The organism is Salmonella sp. NW884 (genome assembly GCF_051700745.1).
GTDB classification, from domain to species: Bacteria; Pseudomonadota; Gammaproteobacteria; order Enterobacterales; family Enterobacteriaceae; genus Salmonella; species Salmonella enterica.
Genome location: NZ_JAMMDE010000001.1, coordinates 277819 through 295396, shown reverse-complemented (window position 1 = coordinate 295396; position 17578 = coordinate 277819). Strand labels below are relative to the sequence as shown.

Here is a 17578-nt window from a genome sequence, read left to right as displayed (position 1 = left end):
CAGTACTACTATAGACGTGACGGTAAGAAAGTGGGAGTAAAATCAGATAACTACACTCAGGAAAGATAGAAATGCGTGGCAATAACGGCGCATAAAATAAGCACGATAAGAATGAGCTCAAAGCGGTAGCGAGACACTTTTTTGCCCTCCCGGAAGGCGGCGCTAAACCAGAACAATTTAGCGCCGTAAAAACGGGCGCGGGGGCGCGCCGCAGCATGTTACGACTTACGCAGCCGGCTGCGAAGTTGTTTTTGACACAGATTTGGCCGGGGCTTTTTTGCCATCTTTTTTCTGGTGCTTTTTAGCCGCCTGCGCTTTTTGCTCAACAGTTTTTTTATGCTGCTTTTTGTGGTGCTGGGTGTTCTGGGTTGTTTTGGCAGGCGCTGCGGTTTTTGCAGGCGTTGCAGTCTCAGCCGCGAATGCTGCGGAAGAGAGACCCATTGCAGCGGCAACAACCAGAGCTAATACTTTTTTCATTTTGATACCCTCGATTTGGTTTTCATTCAACCCCACTGCGGGGCCGGTGAAATGACTATATCGCTGTTATCAAAAGGCTTCCGTGAGTGATTGGTTTCGGCATGTAACGCTATGTACAATCCCCCGGTAACGCGATGTAAGCCCCCACCATAATAGGTAGCTTTACGTTACCGGCCGTTATTTTTGGTCGCAGAGTCGGTAATATCCGCCCTCCAGAATAACAGGCACACCGTATATGAATCCGATAATCTGGATGGTATTTACGCTTCTGGCGCTGGATGCAATCAGAGAAGTTATGGGCGTATCAAGCCTGACAGGTCTGTGGTGAACAGTGAGTTGTGGCGTGAAACCAGCCCGGCGATAGCGCACGTTGCTATCGCCGGATTATTTCTTTTCAGGCGTGAAGACGATGATGTAACCGCGTCCCGACCAGGATGGCCAGCACCAGCATTAGCGCGATAAAACCGCCTACGCCGTTCCAGCCGTAACTATGCCAGAATACGCCGCCTAGCGTCCCGGCGATACTGGACCCCAGATAATAGCTGAAAAGATAAAGTGACGAGGCCTGTCCCTTCGCCCGGCGCGCACGCGGGCCAATCCAACTACTGGCCACGGAGTGCGCGGCGAAAAAGCCGGCGGAAAAAAGCAGCATCCCGGCAAAAATCAGCCAAAGCGAGGTAAAAAGCGTCAGTAAAAGCCCGCCCAGCATTACTGCGATAGAGAACAGCATCACCGGCCCCCGGCCATAGCGTGAGGTCATTGCGCCAGCTTTCGGCGAGCTCCATGTGCCGGTGAGATAGGCTACGGATAACAGTCCGACCACGGCCTGGCTTAATTCCCAAGGGGAGAGCATCAGGCGATAACCAATGTAGTTAAACAGGGTGACGAACGCGCCCATCAGTAAAAAACCTTCCGCAAACAGCAGTGGTAACCCTCGATCGCGCCAGTGGAGACGGAAATTAATAAATAGCGTTTTAGGCCGTAGCGACGTGGGACGGAAATGTTGCGAGGCGGGTAAAATCTTCCAGAACATCAGCGCGGACGCCAGCGCAAAGCATCCGATGGCCGCCAGCGCGATGCGCCAGTTAAAAAAGTCGGTCATGACGCCGCTTAATAAACGCCCGCTCATCCCGCCGATGGAATTACCGCTAATATAGAGTCCCATAGAGAAAGCGACAAAGCTGGGATGGATTTCTTCGCTCAGGTAGGTCATTCCCACCGCGGCGACGCCGCTTAACGACAGACCGATCAGCGCGCGCATAATCAGAATACCATGCCAGCTGGTCATCATGGTTGATAACAATGTGCAGCAGGAGGCTAATAACAAGGCGGTGACCATCACCGGTTTACGGCCTATCGCATCAGAAAGCGGGCCGGTAAAAAGTAAGCCGATAGCCAGCATGGCGGTAGAAATAGAAAGTGAAACGCTGCTGCTGGCGGGGGAGACGCCAAACTCCTGGGAAAGTACCGGTAGTATAGGCTGAACGCAATAAAGGAGCGCGAAAGTCGCCAGGCCCGCGGAAAAAAGGGCCAGCGTGACGCGCATGAAAGGCGCTGTACCGCGTTTAATAAATTGAACCGGCTGAGAATGGCGTTGTTCATCGATATCGCTCGCCGTGGCGTCATCGAGAATAGTTGTACGACTCACGTTAAATCCTTGCTTTACATCTCCGTCAACAGGAGACGGGTATAACCGACATGTAAAGCATAGAAAAAGCAAAATATTCTGTCTAATATATTAATTGTCTCAAATAAGACGTTAAAAATATGAATATCGAATTACGTCATTTACGTTACTTTGTGGCGGTAGCAGAAGAGCTGCATTTTGGTCGCGCCGCCGCGCGCCTCAATATCTCGCAGCCGCCGCTCAGTCAGCAGATACAAATTCTGGAGCAGCAGGTCGGCGCGCGATTACTGGCGCGGACCAACCGCAGCGTAGCGTTAACCGCCGCCGGGCGACAGTTTCTGGTGGATAGCCGACATATCCTGAGTCTGGTAAACGACGCCGCCGCTCGCGCCGAGCGGTTGCATCAGGGCGAAGCGGGTGAAATCCGTATTGGCTTTACGTCTTCAGCGCCTTTTATTCGGGCGGTATCGCATACCTTTTCGCTGTTCCGCCAGTCCTATCCGGGGGTGCATATGCAAACGCGTGAAATGAATACGCGTGAGCAAATCGCGCCGCTCAACGAAGGCGTACTGGATATTGGCTTACTGCGGAATACGCCGTTGCCCGACACACTTAATCGCGAGGTGATTTTGCATGAGCCGCTTATGGCCATGATCCCGCGCGAACATCGGCTGGCGCAAAAGCCGGTCGTCAGTCTGACAGAACTGGCGGAAGAACCTTTCGTCTTTTTCGATCCGCATGTCGGGACGGGCCTCTACGACGATATCCTCGGCCTGATGCGGCGCTATAACCTGTCGCCGACCATCACGCAGGAGGTTGGCGAGGCAATGACCATTATCGGTCTGGTGGCGGCGGGACTGGGTGTCTCGATTCTGCCGGCATCCTTTAAGCGTGTACAGATGAGCGAGATGCGCTGGGTTCCCCTGGCGGAAGAGGACGCCGTATCTGAAATGTGGCTGGTATGGCCAAAGCATCATGAACAGAGTCATGCCGTACAGCGGTTTTGCCAACTGCTATTACTGGCTGCCCGACGGGATTAATTACGCTTAAAAAGGGTGAAAATGTGCAGTTAATCACACGGCTAAGCAAAAAGTTGACGGCGAGTATTGAAGTGTTTCACCATAGCACACAGATTATTTCGGAGCGCGAAAATAAAGGGAGTGAGCGGTGGTTGCTGATAGTCAGCCTGGGCATATCGATCAAATTAAGCAGACCAATGCTGGCGCAGTGTATCGCCTGATTGATCAGCTCGGACCGGTATCGCGAATTGACCTGTCTCGTCTGGCGCAGTTGGCGCCTGCCAGTATTACGAAAATTGTTCGCGAAATGCTGGAAGCGCATTTGGTTCAGGAACTTGAAATTAAAGAGGCGGGCAGTCGTGGACGTCCCGCCGTCGGGCTGATGGTGGAAACGGAAGCCTGGCACTATTTATCTATTCGTATTAGCCGTGGCGAAATTTTCCTTGCGCTACGCGATCTTAGCAGCAAACTGGTGGTAGAAGAGTGTCTGGCGCTGCCGTTAACCGAAGCCACGCCGTTGCTTGAGCGAATTATTACGCACGTTGATCGGTTTTTTACCCGCCATCAGCAGAAACTGGAGCGTCTGACCTCCATTGCCATTACGTTACCGGGCATTATCGATACCGAAAACGGCGTTGTGCACCGGATGCCGTATTACGAAGATGTCAAAGAGATGCCTTTGGGAGATGCGCTGGAGCGGCACACTGGCGTACCGGTTTACATTCAGCATGATATTAGCGCCTGGACGATGGCAGAGGCGCTTTTTGGCGCTTCACGCGGCGCGCGCGACGTTATCCAGGTGGTGATTGATCATAATGTGGGGGCGGGCGTTATCACCGACGGTCACTTGCTTCATGCGGGCAGTAGCAGTCTGGTAGAGATTGGGCATACCCAGGTCGATCCTTATGGTAAGCGCTGTTATTGCGGTAATCATGGCTGTCTGGAGACCATCGCCAGCGTCGATAGCGTGCTGGAACTTACGCAGCTTCGGCTTAATCAGTCGATGAGTTCAATGTTGCACGGCCAGCCGTTAACGGTAGATTCACTGTGTCAGGCGGCGATGCAGGGAGATCTATTAGCAAAAGATATTATTAGCGGCGTTGGCGCGCATGTCGGACGCATTCTGGCTATCATGGTGAATTTATTTAATCCGCAAAAAATTCTTATTGGTTCGCCGCTAAGTAAAGCGGCTGATATCCTTTTTCCAGCCATTGCTGACAGTATCCGTCAACAGGCGCTGCCCGCCTACAGCAGGAATACGGTTGTGGAAAGCACGCAGTTTACCAACCAGGGCACGATGGCCGGGGCGGCGTTGGTAAAAGACGCGATGTATAACGGCTCTTTGTTGATTCGTCTATTACAGGGTTAACATTTTTTAACTGTTGTACAAAAATTTGCGCTAACTCAAGCTGATTGCCCTTGCCATATCTTAGACTTTCTCCACTGTATTATTTTCCTGGCTTATATTTTCGAAGCATAACGGTGGAGTTAGTGATGCTGAAGCGTTTCTTTATTACAGGTACAGACACTTCTGTTGGGAAGACGGTGGTTTCCCGCGCATTACTACAAGCGTTAGCGTCGGGTGGTAAGAGCGTTGCAGGGTATAAACCTGTCGCTAAAGGGAGCAAAGAGACTCCAGAAGGGATGCGCAACAAAGACGCGCTGGTATTGCAAAGCGTCTCTTCGCTGGAGTTGCCGTATGAGGCGATTAATCCGATCGCGTTAAGCGAAGAGGAAAGCAGCGTCGCGCATAGCTGTCCTATAAATTACACCTTGCTGTCCAACGGTCTGGCGAGCCTGAGCGATAAAGTGGACCACGTGGTTGTGGAGGGCACTGGTGGCTGGCGTAGTTTGATGAATGATTTACGTCCATTGTCTGAATGGGTGGTACAGGAACAGTTACCGGTATTGATGGTGGTAGGGATTCAGGAGGGGTGCATTAATCATGCGCTACTGACTGCGCAAGCTGTCGCTAATGATGGACTGCCCTTAATTGGCTGGGTGGCGAATCGTATCAATCCTGGCCTGGCGCATTATGCTGAAATTATTGATGTGCTTGGGAAAAAACTGCCAGCGCCGCTGATTGGCGAGCTACCGTACCTGCCGCGCGCCGAGCAGCGTGAGCTGGGGCAGTATATTCGTTTGTCAATGCTCGGCAGCGTGCTGGCGGTAGATAGAATCATGGCGTAACGTTCGCGAGAGCACTGACGCGACTACACAGGCAATCAGCAGACCGGGGAGTAACTGATACTCGCCGGTCATTTCACAAATCATCAGGGTGGACATTATCGGCGCATGGGTTGTCGCCGCCAGTAGCGTCGCCATACCCGCCAGCCCCAATAAAATCGCTATTTCATCCGAGCCTGGCAGCCAGAATCCCCATATCCGACCCAGAAACATTCCAATTGATAATCCGACAAATAATGTTGGCGTAAAGACGCCGCCCGGCGCGCCAGACCCGCTGCTGGCGAGCACAGCCAGGATTTTGCACGCAAAAATTCCGCCAATCAGCAAGAATAGCGGCGGGGAGAGCAGAAATGATTGTACGACGCTATAGCCGTTTCCCCATACCGTGGGCGTGAGTAACGACAGTAATCCGACAATAAGCCCGCCCAGCGCCAGTTGCCAGGGCGGGGACAGTTTTAAGCGTAAGAAACTATTATGGCTGGCCGTCATCAGCCACATCAGCAATGGGCCGCACAGACCGGCGACCAGGCCGGTACTGACTATCATGACGTACTCCCGCGCGTGGAGATCAACGGTCAGATGTACGGTATAGAGTAGTGAATCGCTACCGTTTAATAGATGGGTGGTTAGCAGGGCGACGACGGCGGAAACGACAACCGGGCCGAGGGAAGCCAGCATTAAGGTACCGAACAGGATTTCCGCGATAAACAGGCTGCCCGCCAGCGGCGCATGGTAAGCGCCCGCCATGCCCGCAGCGGCGCCGCTGGCGATCCATAATTTCCATTCCTCACGCGGCGTGAAGCGTCGGGCAAAGCTGGATGCCGCCAGCGCGGCGAGGAGGATCATTGCGCCTTCGCGACCAATTGCGCTGCCGCTGACCACGACCAGCAGCGAGGCCAGCGATTTCACCAGACTGGCGCCAACGTCAAATTGCCCGTCGGTTTGCAATGCTTCCATATAGTCAGTGGGCGCATGGGGGCGCTGTTGGTTCATTTTTTGCCACCCCCACAGCAACAGACCAGCGGCCAGGCCGCCAAGCGCCGGCGTAATCAGCCGTCGCCAGGGCGAAAGCCCCTCAGCCGCATTCACCAGACTGCCGGTGTCATTACTCAGGAAAATCCACTCCAGCAATTGCATCGCATGACGGAAGGCGGCGACAGCCAGCGCCGCGAGAATACCGATGAGCGTAGCGATCAGCAGGCGACGAAACATCGCGCGCAGATCCGGGTAAGCGTGTAAACGATGCATGAGCGGGTAAACAGGGAGTTTCAGGATAGCCTATTCTGCGGGGAAATGGCGTCAGACGCAAAAGCACTATGTGCGATATAATATTGCGTACAATAATGATATTGCCGGATAGCGAGAGGCCATCCGGCGGCAGCGTTAGCTGTTTTCGTGAATATTTAGCGCCCGACGCGTGCGGCCTGAGCTGAGATAATCGGCGATGTAATCCTGAGAGATTTCACCGTTATAGCGTCCGTCTTCATCAACGATCGGCATCCAGCTGGTATTACTTTCGTACAATCTGGACAGCACAATACGCAGATTATCTTCCGCTTTGCCCGTAATACGGAAAGGATGGGTGATATCGGCGCAGATTCCGCTGGCGTTCCGAGCCTCCCGGCGCTTCACAAATCCCAGTGGCTTACCGTCGTTGTCAATGACGGTAATGGCGCGAATATCGTGATCATCCATAATGCCGAACGCCTCGCTTAACGGCATGGAAGGCCGCGCGGTAATGGTTGGCTGTTGGTCGGTCACATCGCCCGCGGAGACCAGTAGCAAACGCTTTAACGTTCTGTCCTGACCGACAAACGACCCGACAAACTCGTTAGCCGGTTTGGCCAGCAGTTCATCAGGACTGGCGCACTGTACAATTCGCCCCTGACGGAACACGGCGATACGGTCGCCGAGTTTTAGCGCTTCGTCGATATCATGGCTGACCAGCATCACAGTCTTTTTTAGCTTACGCTGCATATCCAGAAACTGGTTCTGGATCACTTCGCGGTTAATGGGGTCCACCGCGCCGAAGGGCTCATCCATCAGCAGTACCGGCGGATCGGCGGCCAGAGCGCGGATCACGCCAATGCGCTGCTGCTGTCCCCCGGACATCTCCTTTGGATAGCGATGCAGAAATTTTCTGGCATCCAGCGCCACCATGTCCATCAACTCTTCGGCGCGTTGCTTGCAGCGCGCTTTGTCCCAACCCAACATGCGCGGCACAACGGTAATATTTTCTTCAATCGTCATATTAGGAAACAGGCCGATCTGCTGGATAACATACCCAATATTGCGGCGTAGCGTTACCGTATCCATATCGTTGGTATTCTCGCCGTTGATAAGAATATTACCGCTGCTGGGCGCGATCAGCCGGTTGATCATCTTTAACGTGGTGGTTTTGCCGCAGCCGGAGGGACCGAGTAAGACGCACATTTCGCCTTCCGGCACGTTCAGGTTGACGTTGTCGACGGCTTTTAGCGGCTGACCCTTTTTCTGTACAAATTGTTTGGTGAGATTTTCCAGTTTTATCATTATCGTATCCCCTTAGGTGTCAGTACGACTTGCAGACGATGCAACAGCCAGTCAAGTACAATTGCCAGTAGACAGATCATCAGCGCGCCGGCAATTAACATGCGAATATCGCTGCCGCTAATGCCGTTTAACAGTAGCAGTCCCAGACCGCCGGCGCCGATCACCGCGGCAATCGCCATTACGCCGATATTCATCACTACCGCGGTGCGGATACCCCCGAAAATAACCGGTAGGGCCATTGGGATTTCGACCCAGCGCAGCCGTTGCCAGAAAGTCATACCGATGCCGCGTCCCGCTTCACGCAGACCGGGCGGCAAACTATCAAGCGCAGTATGGGTATTACGCACAATCGGCAGTAAAGAGTAGAGAAAAACGGCCGTCACGGCGGGCAGAACGCCAATACCATGCCCGATCAGCGAAAAGAGCGGGATCATTAATCCAAACAGCGCGATAGACGGAATGGTAAGAAGTAGCGTGGCGGCGCCCAGTACCGGCGTTGCCAGCCATTTGTGGCGTACAATCAAAACGCCTAACGGTACGCCGATGATAATCGCCAGACCGACGGCCAGCGCGACCAGCCAGAGATGCTGAAAGGTAAGGCTGGCGAGATAGCCTGCGTTATCCAGCATATAATGTATCGTATCCATAGGCGCTCCTTACAGCAGACCTTTGTCCTGCAAAAATTGATGGGCTACCTGTTGCGGCGTGCGATGCTCGATATCGACCTGGGCGTTTAGGGTCGATATCACATCGTTATTGAGCAGGCCGGAAAGGGTGTTTAAGGCGTCATCAAGGCCAGGATTGGCTTCCAGCACCTCTTTACGCACCACGGGCGTGACAGCGTAACTTGGGAAGAAGCCTTTATCATCTTCCAGCACTTTCAGATCAAACCCTTTCACCCGTCCGTCGGTGGTATAGACCAGCCCGGCGTCAACCAGCCCATCCCGAACGGCGTTATAGACCAGCCCTGGGTCCATCTGTCGTATTTGCGGGCGATCAAGCTGCATTTGGTAGGCTTGCTGAAGGGGCTTCATCCCATCGCTGCGCCCGGCAAATTCCAGATCGAGGCCGAGCATCCAGTTGTGGTCAGGATCGTTCTGCCGGACTTGTTCGATTTTTGCCACCATTTGCGAGATGGTGGTGATATTTTCCGACTCGGCGCGTTTGCGCTGCATCGCGAACGCGTAAGTATTGTTCATGTCAGCCGGTTTGAGCCATACCAGGCCCAGCTTCGCATCCAGGCGTTTTACCGTGTCGTAGGTTTCCTGTGGACTCATGCGCTTATCGATACGGTTGAAAATAATCAGCGATGTACCGGTGTATTCCCAGGTAATATCAATTTGTTTATTCACCATCGCATTACGTGAAATCACCGCGGCGATATTGGTTTGCGGCTGAACCTGAAAGCCTTTCTTCTGCAAATACTGAACGGTCATAGCGGAAAGAATATGCTGTTCGGTAAAGCTTTTGGTGGCGAGAACCAGCGGCGCGGCCTGCGTCTGGCTACTGAACAACAGCGTTGCGGCAAGCCATCCCAACAGGTGTTTTTTGAATCTCATTTAACGCTCCTTATTGTTATTTATGCGTTCAGACGGTATGAGGGCTAAGGCGTCGCCCAAACCAGGCAAGCAGAGTGTCAAGAATCAGCGCGAATAACGCCGTGGCCGTTGCGCCGAGAATCAACGTCGGAAAATCGTTGAGATAAATCCCCGGAAAAATCAGCTCGCCGTAGCTGCTGGCACCGATCAGAAAGGCCAGCGGCGCGGTGCCGACATTGATGGCGGTCGCGATGCGAATACCGGACAGCATCACTGGCCACGCATTAGGTAGCTCTACCTGGCGAAGCCGCTGCCATTTTGTCATCCCAATCCCGTTCGCCGCTTCAATCAGTGAGGCGGGAACGGAACAGAGGCCCGCATAGGTATTGCGGACGATAGGCAGAAGGGAGGCCAGAAATAGCGCGACAATGGCGGGTGTATCGCCGATCCCGATAATCACCATCGCTAAGGCCAGAACGGCCAGCGGCGGCAAGGTATTACCAACATTAAAGATTTGCATGACATATTCAGCAAATCCTTTTGCCGCAGGTCGGCTGAGTAAAATCCCGCTCGGGATACCGACCAGTAAAGCAAAAAACATGGACGTAAAGACCAGCATCAAATGCCGTTGTCCGAGATACAGCAGATCGACCTGACGCGCTTTCAGCGTCTCCAGACCGATTCCCCAGATAAACAGCGCCAGTAACAGCAGAATGACGATAGTGAACCCAAGTACACGTTTTAGGGTGAGGGTGTGCATTGCGGTGTGTCTCCCTGTTTGCATGTGTTATGGCGACGTTAAGAGTCGCGTGTTGTTATGCCATGTTCCGGCAGGGTACTTTGAGCTATAGCAACAGGTTGGGAAGGATTCCAGCGAAGCGTGATGTTTAACACTATTAAACATCTATTAACAATTATGCTTTGCCCTTATGCGGCTTAGGGTGAACATTCACGATAAAGAATTATCTTAAAAATAGAAGCGCGGTGTGACGTTGTCACTTTTTGTAGATAAAAATAGGCCGCAATGGGAGAAAAGGCAGGTAAAATCCTGCCTTTTGTGGGGATTAACGGAATAACGGTTTTACAGCGACGGGAATAATAAGTTGAGCTTGCCATTGCGCCAGCGTCAGACGCGCCAGTTGCCCCAACGCCTGATAAAACGGGTGCCCGGCATGATCGATAAATACGTCCAGAAAGCGGGACGACCACGGAAACAGATGCCAGGCCAGGAGTTGTTCGCATTCATGATGACGATCATTCTCGGCAAGCCAGGCCGCCAGCAGCAACAGCGACCCAAAATGATCTTCTGGCTCGTTTTGCTGCATTTCAAACTGAATTCCGTTTTCGCGCATCCACTGACGTAGCGCCAGCGTAGAATCGCCAAATAATACGCTCTCACGATCCAGCCAGACGGAACCCCACGGCGGAGACGGCAGAGCGTAAGGGCCGATAAACAGACGCTGCCAGGCCTGTGGCAACGACTCTTCGCTGTGGGTCTTAAACATAGCCGCCACAGGCGCAAGCGCCTCGGCATCAAGCGGCCACTGCGCCTGCCAGTCGTCGGTTAATAGCGCCTGAACCAGAGGAGCGTTTTCGTGGCTTTCCGGCGAATAATAAAACAACGCGCCAAGAACACGCGCCGTTACTGAAAAATCATCACGTTGTAAAAAAGTGGTCATTCAAACAATCCCGAAAGGTGCGGGTCGCCCCGCACGCATAAATTAACCTGCGACGGCCATACCTACGGTCATATGCAGGCCATAAAAAAGTCCGCGGCCAATAATTTCGCCTGCCAGCACCAGCACGACACCGAGCAGCAAACCAACGGTATGCGGTTCGCGGCGACGGATTAGCGGACATAGCCAGCAGCCTAATCCGGCAGCAAGCAAGACAATGCGCCAGACCTGTAGCATACCGTAATCCGGTACGAGATGGCTGGCCTGTTGCACGGAACTGTGAATGGTTGAGAGAGACAGTCCTTGTAGTACGATGACCGCCACGCACACCACCAATGCCAGGCCGCTAATACTGGCAAACGTCACGCTGCAAAATGGGACGCGCGCGATGCGTAGCAGTAGCGCCGCAAACACAGGACCGCACAGGAATGCCGTGAGGAAAAAGGCCAGCGTGGTGTAGCCATTATACCAGGTTGGCACGGTATCTATCTGATAAACGAGCGTCATTGCCCAGATGAATGCAACGCCGAGCGCCATACTGACCAGCAGCCACACTTTACCCAGCGCCGGGGGCATTTTACCGAGTACCGCCACCAGCCACCAGATGCCGCCTACGGCAAAGAACACCGATCCTGCGGCGATTTCATTACTCAGTGCGGAAGCGCCTACGCGGTTAAGCGAGTTAAACGCGCGCATCGGCGAGCCGAGATGCATAATCGACGCGAGGAATCCCAGTCCCATCACTAGCCACAGAAAAAACATGCTGCGCACGATGCGCTGACGGGCGATGGTATCGTCTTTTGCCGTCAGCCAGCCCAGTCCGCTAACGATTAACGCGCCGACCACGCACTGACCAAAGACCGTGAAGATCATCAACGGCCATTCATGCCATCCACTTCCCATCTTATACCTCCTTCGGATTGGCCAGATAACCGGTAGTGTCCCCGGTCGGGCGGCTGTTGGCGTTGGGTTTAATCACAATATTCGGCTTCGTGAAATGCGCGCGCGGCAGCGGCGCGACGGCAGCCAGCTCACCGTGTTTTTTGCGCAGTTCGTCTATCGGGCCAAAATCCAGCGCCCGCAGCGGGCAGGACTCCACGCAAATCGGCTTTTTGCCGTCGGCGACGCGATCATGACAGCCGTCGCACTTAGTCATATGACCTTTGGCGGCGTTGTACTGCGGCGCGCCGTACGGGCAGGCCATGTGGCAGTAGCGGCAGCCGATACAGACCTCTTCATTCACCACCACAAAACCGTCATCGCGCTTGTGCATCGCGCCGCTCGGGCAGACTTTGGTACAGGCCGGGTCTTCGCAGTGGTTACAGGAGATGGAGAGATAGTAGGCAAAGACGTTCTGGTGCCAGACGCCGTTATCTTCCTGCCAGTCGCCACCTGCGTATTCATATATCCGCCGGAAACTGACGTCGGGAGTGAGATCTTTGTAGTCCTTGCAGGCCAGTTCGCAGGTTTTGCAGCCGGTGCAACGACTGGAATCAATAAAAAATCCATACTGGGTTGTCATCGGTTACTCCTTACGCCTTTTCAACCTGAACAAGATTACTGTGTGACGGATTACCTTTCGCCAGTGGGGAAGGCCGGTGCGACGTCAGAATGTTAATGGAGCCGCCGCGATCGACTTTGTCGCCAAACATGTCGGCATTTAACCAGGCGCCCTGGCCGATAGCGGTGACGCCGGGCAATATGCGCGGCGTGACTTTTGCCGGAATGAGCATCTCTCCATTCTGGTTAAAGACCCGCACGGTGTCGCCGTGCTGAATGCCGCGCGCTTGCGCATCAATCGGGTTGATCCAGATCTCCTGCGGACATGCCTGTTGCAGGACGTCGATATTGCCGTAGCTGGAGTGGGTACGCGCTTTATAGTGGAAGCCGGTTAGCTGTAGCGGGTAGCGCTGACGAAGCGGATCGTCCCAACCGTCAAAGCCTGGCGTATAGGCGGGTAAAGGATGGATAATCTCATCTTTCTTCAGCTCCCATGTGTCGGCGAGGGTTGCCAGACGCTCGGAATAGATTTCGATTTTACCGGACGGCGTTTTCAGTGGGTTGGCGGCAGGGTCTTCGCGGAAGGCGCGGAAAGCGACGTAGTGCTCCTCCGGGCATTTTTTCTTGAAAATCCCTGTTTGTTTCATCTCTTCGTAATCCGGCATTTCCGGGTTACGCGCTTTGGTTTTTGCGTGCAGGTATTTGACCCACTCATGCTGCGTGCGGCCTTCTGTGAAGGTCTGGTATACGTCCGGACCAAGCCGTTTAGCCACTTCACTGAGCGTCCAGTAAATGGGCTTTCTTTCAAATTTCGGCGAGGTGGCGGGCTGACCAAGAATGACATAGCCCATATTGCCTGCGGATTCGTGGGAAATCAGATCTTCCTGCTCGGTCGGCATTAAATCAGGCAGCAGAATGTCGCAATATTTTGCCGACGCGGTCATAAAGTGCTCGATGCCGACGATCATTTCACATTTACTGTCGTCCTGAAGCACCTCGTGGGTGTGGGCGATGTCGCCATGCTGATTGATCAGCGTATTACTGGCGTAGCACCACAAAAATTTGATCGGCACGTCGAGCTTGTCTTTTCCCCGCACGCCGTCGCGTGTGGCGGTCATTTCCGCGCCATGATCGATAGCGTCGGTCCAGGTAAAGACCGAAATCTGGGTTTTTACCGGGTTCTCCAGCATAGAAAACCATTCGACGCCCAGATCCCAGGTGCCTTCGCGCACGCCGGAATTACCGCCATTTATGCCGACGTTACCGGTGAGTACAGACAGCATGGCGATTGCGCGTGCGGTCTGCTCCCCGTTAGAGTGGCGTTGCGGTCCCCAGCCCTGGCAAATGTAAGCCGGTTTCGCCGAGCCGATTTCCCGCGCCAGTTGAATGATTTTTTCCGCCGGAATACTGGTAATCTGCGCGGCCCATTGCGGCGTTTTAGCAATACCGTCTTCGCCCTGACCCAAAATATAGGCTTTATAGTGCGCGTTACGCGGGGCCGAGGCGGGCAGAGTGGTTTCGTCGTAGCCGATGCAGTATTTATCCAGAAACGGTTTATCAATAAGATCTTCGGTAATCAGCACCCAGGCGATTGCCGCCGCCAGCGCGCCATCGGTACCCGGGCGAATCGGCAGCCACTCGTCTTCGCGGCCGGCAGCAGTGTCGTTATAACGCGGGTCAATCACGATCATCCGGGCGTTGGAGCGTTCGCGCGCCTGTTCGACATAGTATGTCACGCCGCCGCCGCTCATACGTGTTTCCGCGGGGTTATTGCCAAACATCACCACCAGTTTTGTATTGGCGATATCATCCGGACTGTTGCCGTCGTTGCCGCCGAACATATAGCTCATGGCCGCGCTGATTTGGGCGGTGCTGTAGCTACCGTAACGGCTGAGATAGCCGCCGCAGGCGTTCATCAGGCGATACGGTACGTTAGAATTGGTAATATTGCCGCCGTCCACGCCGGTACCGTAAAGGACATGTACCGCTTCGTTGCCGTAGTCCTTGAGGATACGTTTCAGGTTATCGCCGATGGTATCCAACGCTTCATCCCAACTGATACGTTCGAATTTGCCTTCTCCTCGTTTACCAACGCGTTTCATCGGATATTTCAGGCGATCGGGATGATTCATCCGGCGACGAATAGAACGGCCGCGCAGGCAGGCGCGTACCTGATGGTTGCCATATTCATCGTTGCCCGTGGTATCTGATTCAACCCAATATACGGTGTCATCTTTTACGTGCAGGCGCAGCAGGCAGCGGCTGCCGCAGTTAACGGTACATGAACTCCAGACCGCTTTTTCTGCCACATTGCCGGATGCGAGGTCTGCTGCGGCGTGTGCGATGCGGGAGAACGGAAGGGTGAAAGCGCTACTGGCAAGCGCAAGGCTACCGATAGCGGAGGTTTTCACCAGGCTTCGTCGGCTGATACTGGCCGCCATTAATGCCTCAGGGTTGGTGATTTTCATAACAGCTCACTATGCTCATCCAAAAAAGAGTTTTAAATGTCGTTGTGTTCGCAAAACGGGGAGCTCCGGGCGCGTAAAAACGTCCCGGAGCAGGCGGCTTAGATTTTTTCGATTTCCACCAGATTTGTATGTTGAGGATTCCCTTTTGCCAGGGGGGAAGGACGCAGCGTCGTGAGCGTATTGATGCAGGCGCCGTGGTCAATTTTATCGCCAGCCATATCCGCATTATGCCATGCGCCCTGACCCATCGCGCTGACGCCCGGCAGAATACGCGGCGTGACTTTGGCGGGTAGACGCACCTCTCCACGATCGTTAAAGACGCGAACCTTATCGCCATTCGCGATACCACGTTTTTGCGCATCAAGCGGATTTATCCACACCTCCTGGCGACAGGCGGCCTGCAGAACATCAATATTGCCGTAGCTTGAATGGGTACGGGATTTATAGTGAAAGCCAAACAGCTGTAGCGGGAAGGTGCTCCGTTTCGGATCGTCCCATCCTTCAAAAGTAGGGGTATAAATCGGCAGTGGGCTTATCACGTCGCCTTCCGCCAGCTCCCAGGTACTGGCGATGTGAGCGAGTTGGCTCGAGTAGATTTCGATTTTACCGGACGGCGTTTTTAACGGATTGGCCTGCGGATCTTCACGAAATTTTTTATAGGCGACAAAATGGCCGTTGGGATCTTTACGTTTATAGATGCCCATTTTTTTCAGATCGTCATACGCGGGCAATGCCGGATCTCTTGCCTGCATTTTGGCGTACAGATATTGCAGCCATTGCGCCTGGGTACGGCCTTCGGTAAACCGCTGATACACATCGTCGCCGAGGCGTCTGGCGATTTCGCTGAGTACCCAGTAGATGGGCTTGCGTTCAAACTTAGGCGTCGTCGCCGGTTGGATAAAAATCAGATATCCCATATTGCCGGCGTAATCATTGGGGATGATATCTTCCTGTTCGACGGTCATGAGATCCGGCAGTAAAATATCGGCGTACTTCGCGGAAGAGGTCATAAAATTGTCGATGACCACAATCATTTCGCATTTTGCTTCATCCTGAAGAATTTCATGGGTTTTATTAATATCCGAATGCTGATTAATCAGGGTGTTGCCAGCGTAGTTCCATAGAAATTTGATCGGGACATCCAGCTTATCTTTGCCGCGTACGCCGTCGCGCAGGGCGGTCATTTCCGGGCCGCGCGCAATGGCGTCCGTCCAGCTAAAGCAGGAGATGGCGGTTTTAACGGGATTCTCCAGGACCGGCAGACGTTCAATGGTAATGGTGTAAGTGGATTCGCGTGCGCCGCTATTACCGCCATGAATGCCGACGTTGCCGGTCAGAATCGGTAACATGGCGATGGCGCGAGCGGTTTGTTCGCCGTTCGCCTGACGCTGCGGGCCCCAACCCTGACAGATGTAGGCCGGCTTGACGCTACCTATCTCGCGCGCCAGTTTGATAATCCGATCGGCGGGGATGCCGGTAATGTGTGACGCCCACTGCGGCGTTTTGGCGATACCGTCCTCGCCCTGGCCCAAAATATAAGCCTTATAATGGCCATTGGGGGGCGCGTCAGCCGGAAGGGTCTTTTCATCGTAGCCGATGCAATAGTTATCGAGAAAAGGCTGGTCAACGAGATTTTCGTTAATCAATACCCAGGCAATTCCCGCCACCAGCGCGGCATCGGTGCCGGGGCGAATCGGTATCCACTCGTCTTCACGTCCGGCAGCGGTATCGGTATAGCGCGGATCTATTACGATCATGCGCGCATTTGAGCGTTCACGCGCTTGCTCCAGAAACCAGGTAATGCCGCCGCCGCTCATGCGTGTTTCAGCCGGATTATTGCCGAACATGACCACCAGTTTACTGTTTTCGATATCAGATGTGCTGTTGCCGTCGTTGGAACCATAGGTGTAGGGCATGGCGCAAGAAATTTGCGCGGTACTGTATGAGCCGTATTGATTCAACGAACCGCCGTAGCAGTTCATCAAACGCTTCACCGGCGAGGCGGCAGGCGACGAGCGGGTTATGTTGCCGCCTACGATGCCGGATGAATAGTGGATATAAACGGCTTCATTGCCGTAGGTCTCTACGGTCTTTTTCAGGCTGGCGCTAATGGTGTCCAGTGCTTCCTGCCAGCTAATGCGTTCAAATTTGCCTTCGCCGCGGCGGCCAACGCGTTTCATGGGATAGTTAAGGCGATCCGGATGGTTAATACGCCGACGGATTGAACGGCCCCGCAGGCAGGCGCGAACCTGATGATTGCCGTAGACATCGTCGCCAGTGTTATCAGTTTCAACCCACCAGACTTCATTATCTTTTACATGCAGACGCAGGGCGCAGCGACTGCCGCAGTTGACCGAACAGGCGCCCCAGACGATTTTATCTTCTTCGTTGCGCATAGCCTGCTGCACCGCTGCGGCCGCGGTACGCATCCCAAACGGTAAAGATACGCCTCCGGCAGCCAGCGCCAGTGAGCCAAGCGCCGCTGATTTCACTAACGTCCTGCGGCTAACGCCTGTTTGTTGCTTTTCTCCGGGCATCACTCACTCCATTGTCG

16 protein-coding genes are annotated in these 17578 nt (G+C 53.9%); 4 read left to right on the top strand and 12 right to left on the bottom strand.

The window, feature by feature from the left end:
• Nucleotides 1-225: 225 nt before the first annotated feature.
• Nucleotides 226-477 (bottom strand): acid resistance repetitive basic protein Asr, encoded by a 252-nt coding sequence (gene asr, locus NA197_RS01440; protein WP_058116173.1) that lies wholly within the window; start codon nucleotides 475-477, stop codon nucleotides 226-228.
• A 235-nt stretch (nucleotides 478-712) separates the two neighbouring features.
• Between asr and NA197_RS01435 the strand changes: the two genes are divergently transcribed.
• The gene (locus NA197_RS01435; protein WP_023227479.1) at nucleotides 713-805 is read left to right on the top strand and encodes a KPN_01571 family protein; all 93 of its coding nucleotides are present in this window, start codon (nucleotides 713-715) and stop codon (nucleotides 803-805) included.
• Nucleotides 806-871: 66 nt separating this feature from the next.
• On the opposite strand, the gene NA197_RS01430 is transcribed toward NA197_RS01435, so the two are convergent.
• The gene (locus tag NA197_RS01430) at nucleotides 872-2125 is read right to left on the bottom strand and encodes an MFS transporter (protein WP_000091792.1); all 1254 of its coding nucleotides are present in this window, start codon (nucleotides 2123-2125) and stop codon (nucleotides 872-874) included.
• Between the two features lie 119 nt (nucleotides 2126-2244).
• Between NA197_RS01430 and NA197_RS01425 the strand changes: the two genes are divergently transcribed.
• From NA197_RS01425 to bioD, 3 genes are all read left to right on the top strand, one after another.
• A complete protein-coding gene (locus NA197_RS01425; RefSeq protein ID WP_001019577.1) occupies nucleotides 2245-3144 on the top strand; it encodes a LysR family transcriptional regulator in 900 nt (299 codons plus the stop codon).
• Nucleotides 3145-3271: 127 nt separating this feature from the next.
• Entirely contained in the window at nucleotides 3272-4492 is a 1221-nt protein-coding gene (gene mlc, locus NA197_RS01420) for a sugar metabolism global transcriptional regulator Mlc (RefSeq protein WP_000225092.1), read from the top strand.
• Between the two features lie 125 nt (nucleotides 4493-4617).
• On the top strand, nucleotides 4618-5313 hold the full coding sequence (gene bioD / locus NA197_RS01415; protein ID WP_000919210.1) for a dethiobiotin synthase: 696 nt from the start codon (nucleotides 4618-4620) through the stop codon (nucleotides 5311-5313).
• Here the strand turns inward: bioD and clcB are convergent.
• The 10 genes from clcB to ynfE form a co-directional block, all read right to left on the bottom strand.
• Nucleotides 5269-6558 carry a voltage-gated ClC-type chloride channel ClcB gene (gene clcB, locus NA197_RS01410; RefSeq protein WP_000554904.1) on the bottom strand — a complete coding sequence of 430 codons (1290 nt, stop codon included), beginning with the start codon at nucleotides 6556-6558 and terminating at the stop codon, nucleotides 5269-5271. The two genes, bioD and clcB, sit on opposite strands and share 45 nt — an antisense overlap.
• A 135-nt stretch (nucleotides 6559-6693) precedes the next feature.
• Nucleotides 6694-7842: an osmoprotectant ABC transporter ATP-binding protein OsmV gene (osmV, locus tag NA197_RS01405; RefSeq protein WP_000593088.1), complete on the bottom strand. Its 1149-nt coding sequence runs from the start codon at nucleotides 7840-7842 to the stop codon at nucleotides 6694-6696.
• Complete coding sequence (osmW, locus tag NA197_RS01400; RefSeq protein ID WP_000379677.1) at nucleotides 7842-8489, bottom strand: osmoprotectant ABC transporter permease OsmW; 648 nt, start codon at nucleotides 8487-8489, stop codon at nucleotides 7842-7844. Before osmW ends, osmV begins: the two co-directional genes overlap by 1 nt.
• 9 nt (nucleotides 8490-8498) lie before the next feature.
• Entirely contained in the window at nucleotides 8499-9401 is a 903-nt protein-coding gene (osmX, locus tag NA197_RS01395; RefSeq protein ID WP_001211193.1) for an osmoprotectant ABC transporter substrate-binding protein OsmX, read from the bottom strand.
• A 28-nt stretch (nucleotides 9402-9429) separates the two neighbouring features.
• Entirely contained in the window at nucleotides 9430-10140 is a 711-nt protein-coding gene (gene osmY / locus NA197_RS01390) for an osmoprotectant ABC transporter permease OsmY (protein ID WP_000557304.1), read from the bottom strand.
• Between the two features lie 304 nt (nucleotides 10141-10444).
• A complete protein-coding gene (gene dmsD, locus NA197_RS01385; RefSeq protein WP_064043436.1) occupies nucleotides 10445-11059 on the bottom strand; it encodes a Tat proofreading chaperone DmsD in 615 nt (204 codons plus the stop codon).
• A gap of 42 nt (nucleotides 11060-11101) precedes the next feature.
• Nucleotides 11102-11959: a dimethyl sulfoxide reductase anchor subunit family protein gene (locus NA197_RS01380; RefSeq protein ID WP_048348847.1), complete on the bottom strand. Its 858-nt coding sequence runs from the start codon at nucleotides 11957-11959 to the stop codon at nucleotides 11102-11104.
• A 1-nt stretch (nucleotide 11960) separates the two neighbouring features.
• Complete coding sequence (gene dmsB / locus NA197_RS01375) at nucleotides 11961-12578, bottom strand: dimethylsulfoxide reductase iron-sulfur subunit DmsB (RefSeq protein ID WP_000213062.1); 618 nt, start codon at nucleotides 12576-12578, stop codon at nucleotides 11961-11963.
• A 10-nt stretch (nucleotides 12579-12588) separates the two neighbouring features.
• Entirely contained in the window at nucleotides 12589-15024 is a 2436-nt protein-coding gene (gene ynfF, locus NA197_RS01370; RefSeq protein ID WP_023182116.1) for a selenate/tellurate reductase subunit YnfF, read from the bottom strand.
• Between the two features lie 98 nt (nucleotides 15025-15122).
• Nucleotides 15123-17561, bottom strand: coding sequence for a selenate/tellurate reductase subunit YnfE (gene ynfE / locus NA197_RS01365; protein WP_023227484.1), 2439 nt, complete (start codon nucleotides 17559-17561; stop codon nucleotides 15123-15125).
• Nucleotides 17562-17578 lie beyond the last annotated feature (17 nt).

Coding starts and splice junctions, on each gene's coding strand:
- asr (WP_058116173.1), bottom strand. CDS start 477: ATGAAAAAAGTATTAGCTCTGGTTGTTGCCGCTGCAATGGGTCTCTCT.
- NA197_RS01435 (WP_023227479.1), top strand. CDS start 713: ATGAATCCGATAATCTGGATGGTATTTACGCTTCTGGCGCTGGATGCA.
- NA197_RS01425 (WP_001019577.1), top strand. CDS start 2,245: ATGAATATCGAATTACGTCATTTACGTTACTTTGTGGCGGTAGCAGAA.
- bioD (WP_000919210.1), top strand. CDS start 4,618: ATGCTGAAGCGTTTCTTTATTACAGGTACAGACACTTCTGTTGGGAAG.
- clcB (WP_000554904.1), bottom strand. CDS start 6,558: ATGCATCGTTTACACGCTTACCCGGATCTGCGCGCGATGTTTCGTCGC.
- osmV (WP_000593088.1), bottom strand. CDS start 7,842: ATGATAAAACTGGAAAATCTCACCAAACAATTTGTACAGAAAAAGGGT.
- osmW (WP_000379677.1), bottom strand. CDS start 8,489: ATGGATACGATACATTATATGCTGGATAACGCAGGCTATCTCGCCAGC.
- osmX (WP_001211193.1), bottom strand. CDS start 9,401: ATGAGATTCAAAAAACACCTGTTGGGATGGCTTGCCGCAACGCTGTTG.
- osmY (WP_000557304.1), bottom strand. CDS start 10,140: ATGCACACCCTCACCCTAAAACGTGTACTTGGGTTCACTATCGTCATT.
- dmsD (WP_064043436.1), bottom strand. CDS start 11,059: ATGACCACTTTTTTACAACGTGATGATTTTTCAGTAACGGCGCGTGTT.
- NA197_RS01380 (WP_048348847.1), bottom strand. CDS start 11,959: ATGGGAAGTGGATGGCATGAATGGCCGTTGATGATCTTCACGGTCTTT.
- dmsB (WP_000213062.1), bottom strand. CDS start 12,578: ATGACAACCCAGTATGGATTTTTTATTGATTCCAGTCGTTGCACCGGC.
- ynfF (WP_023182116.1), bottom strand. CDS start 15,024: ATGAAAATCACCAACCCTGAGGCATTAATGGCGGCCAGTATCAGCCGA.
- ynfE (WP_023227484.1), bottom strand. CDS start 17,561: ATGCCCGGAGAAAAGCAACAAACAGGCGTTAGCCGCAGGACGTTAGTG.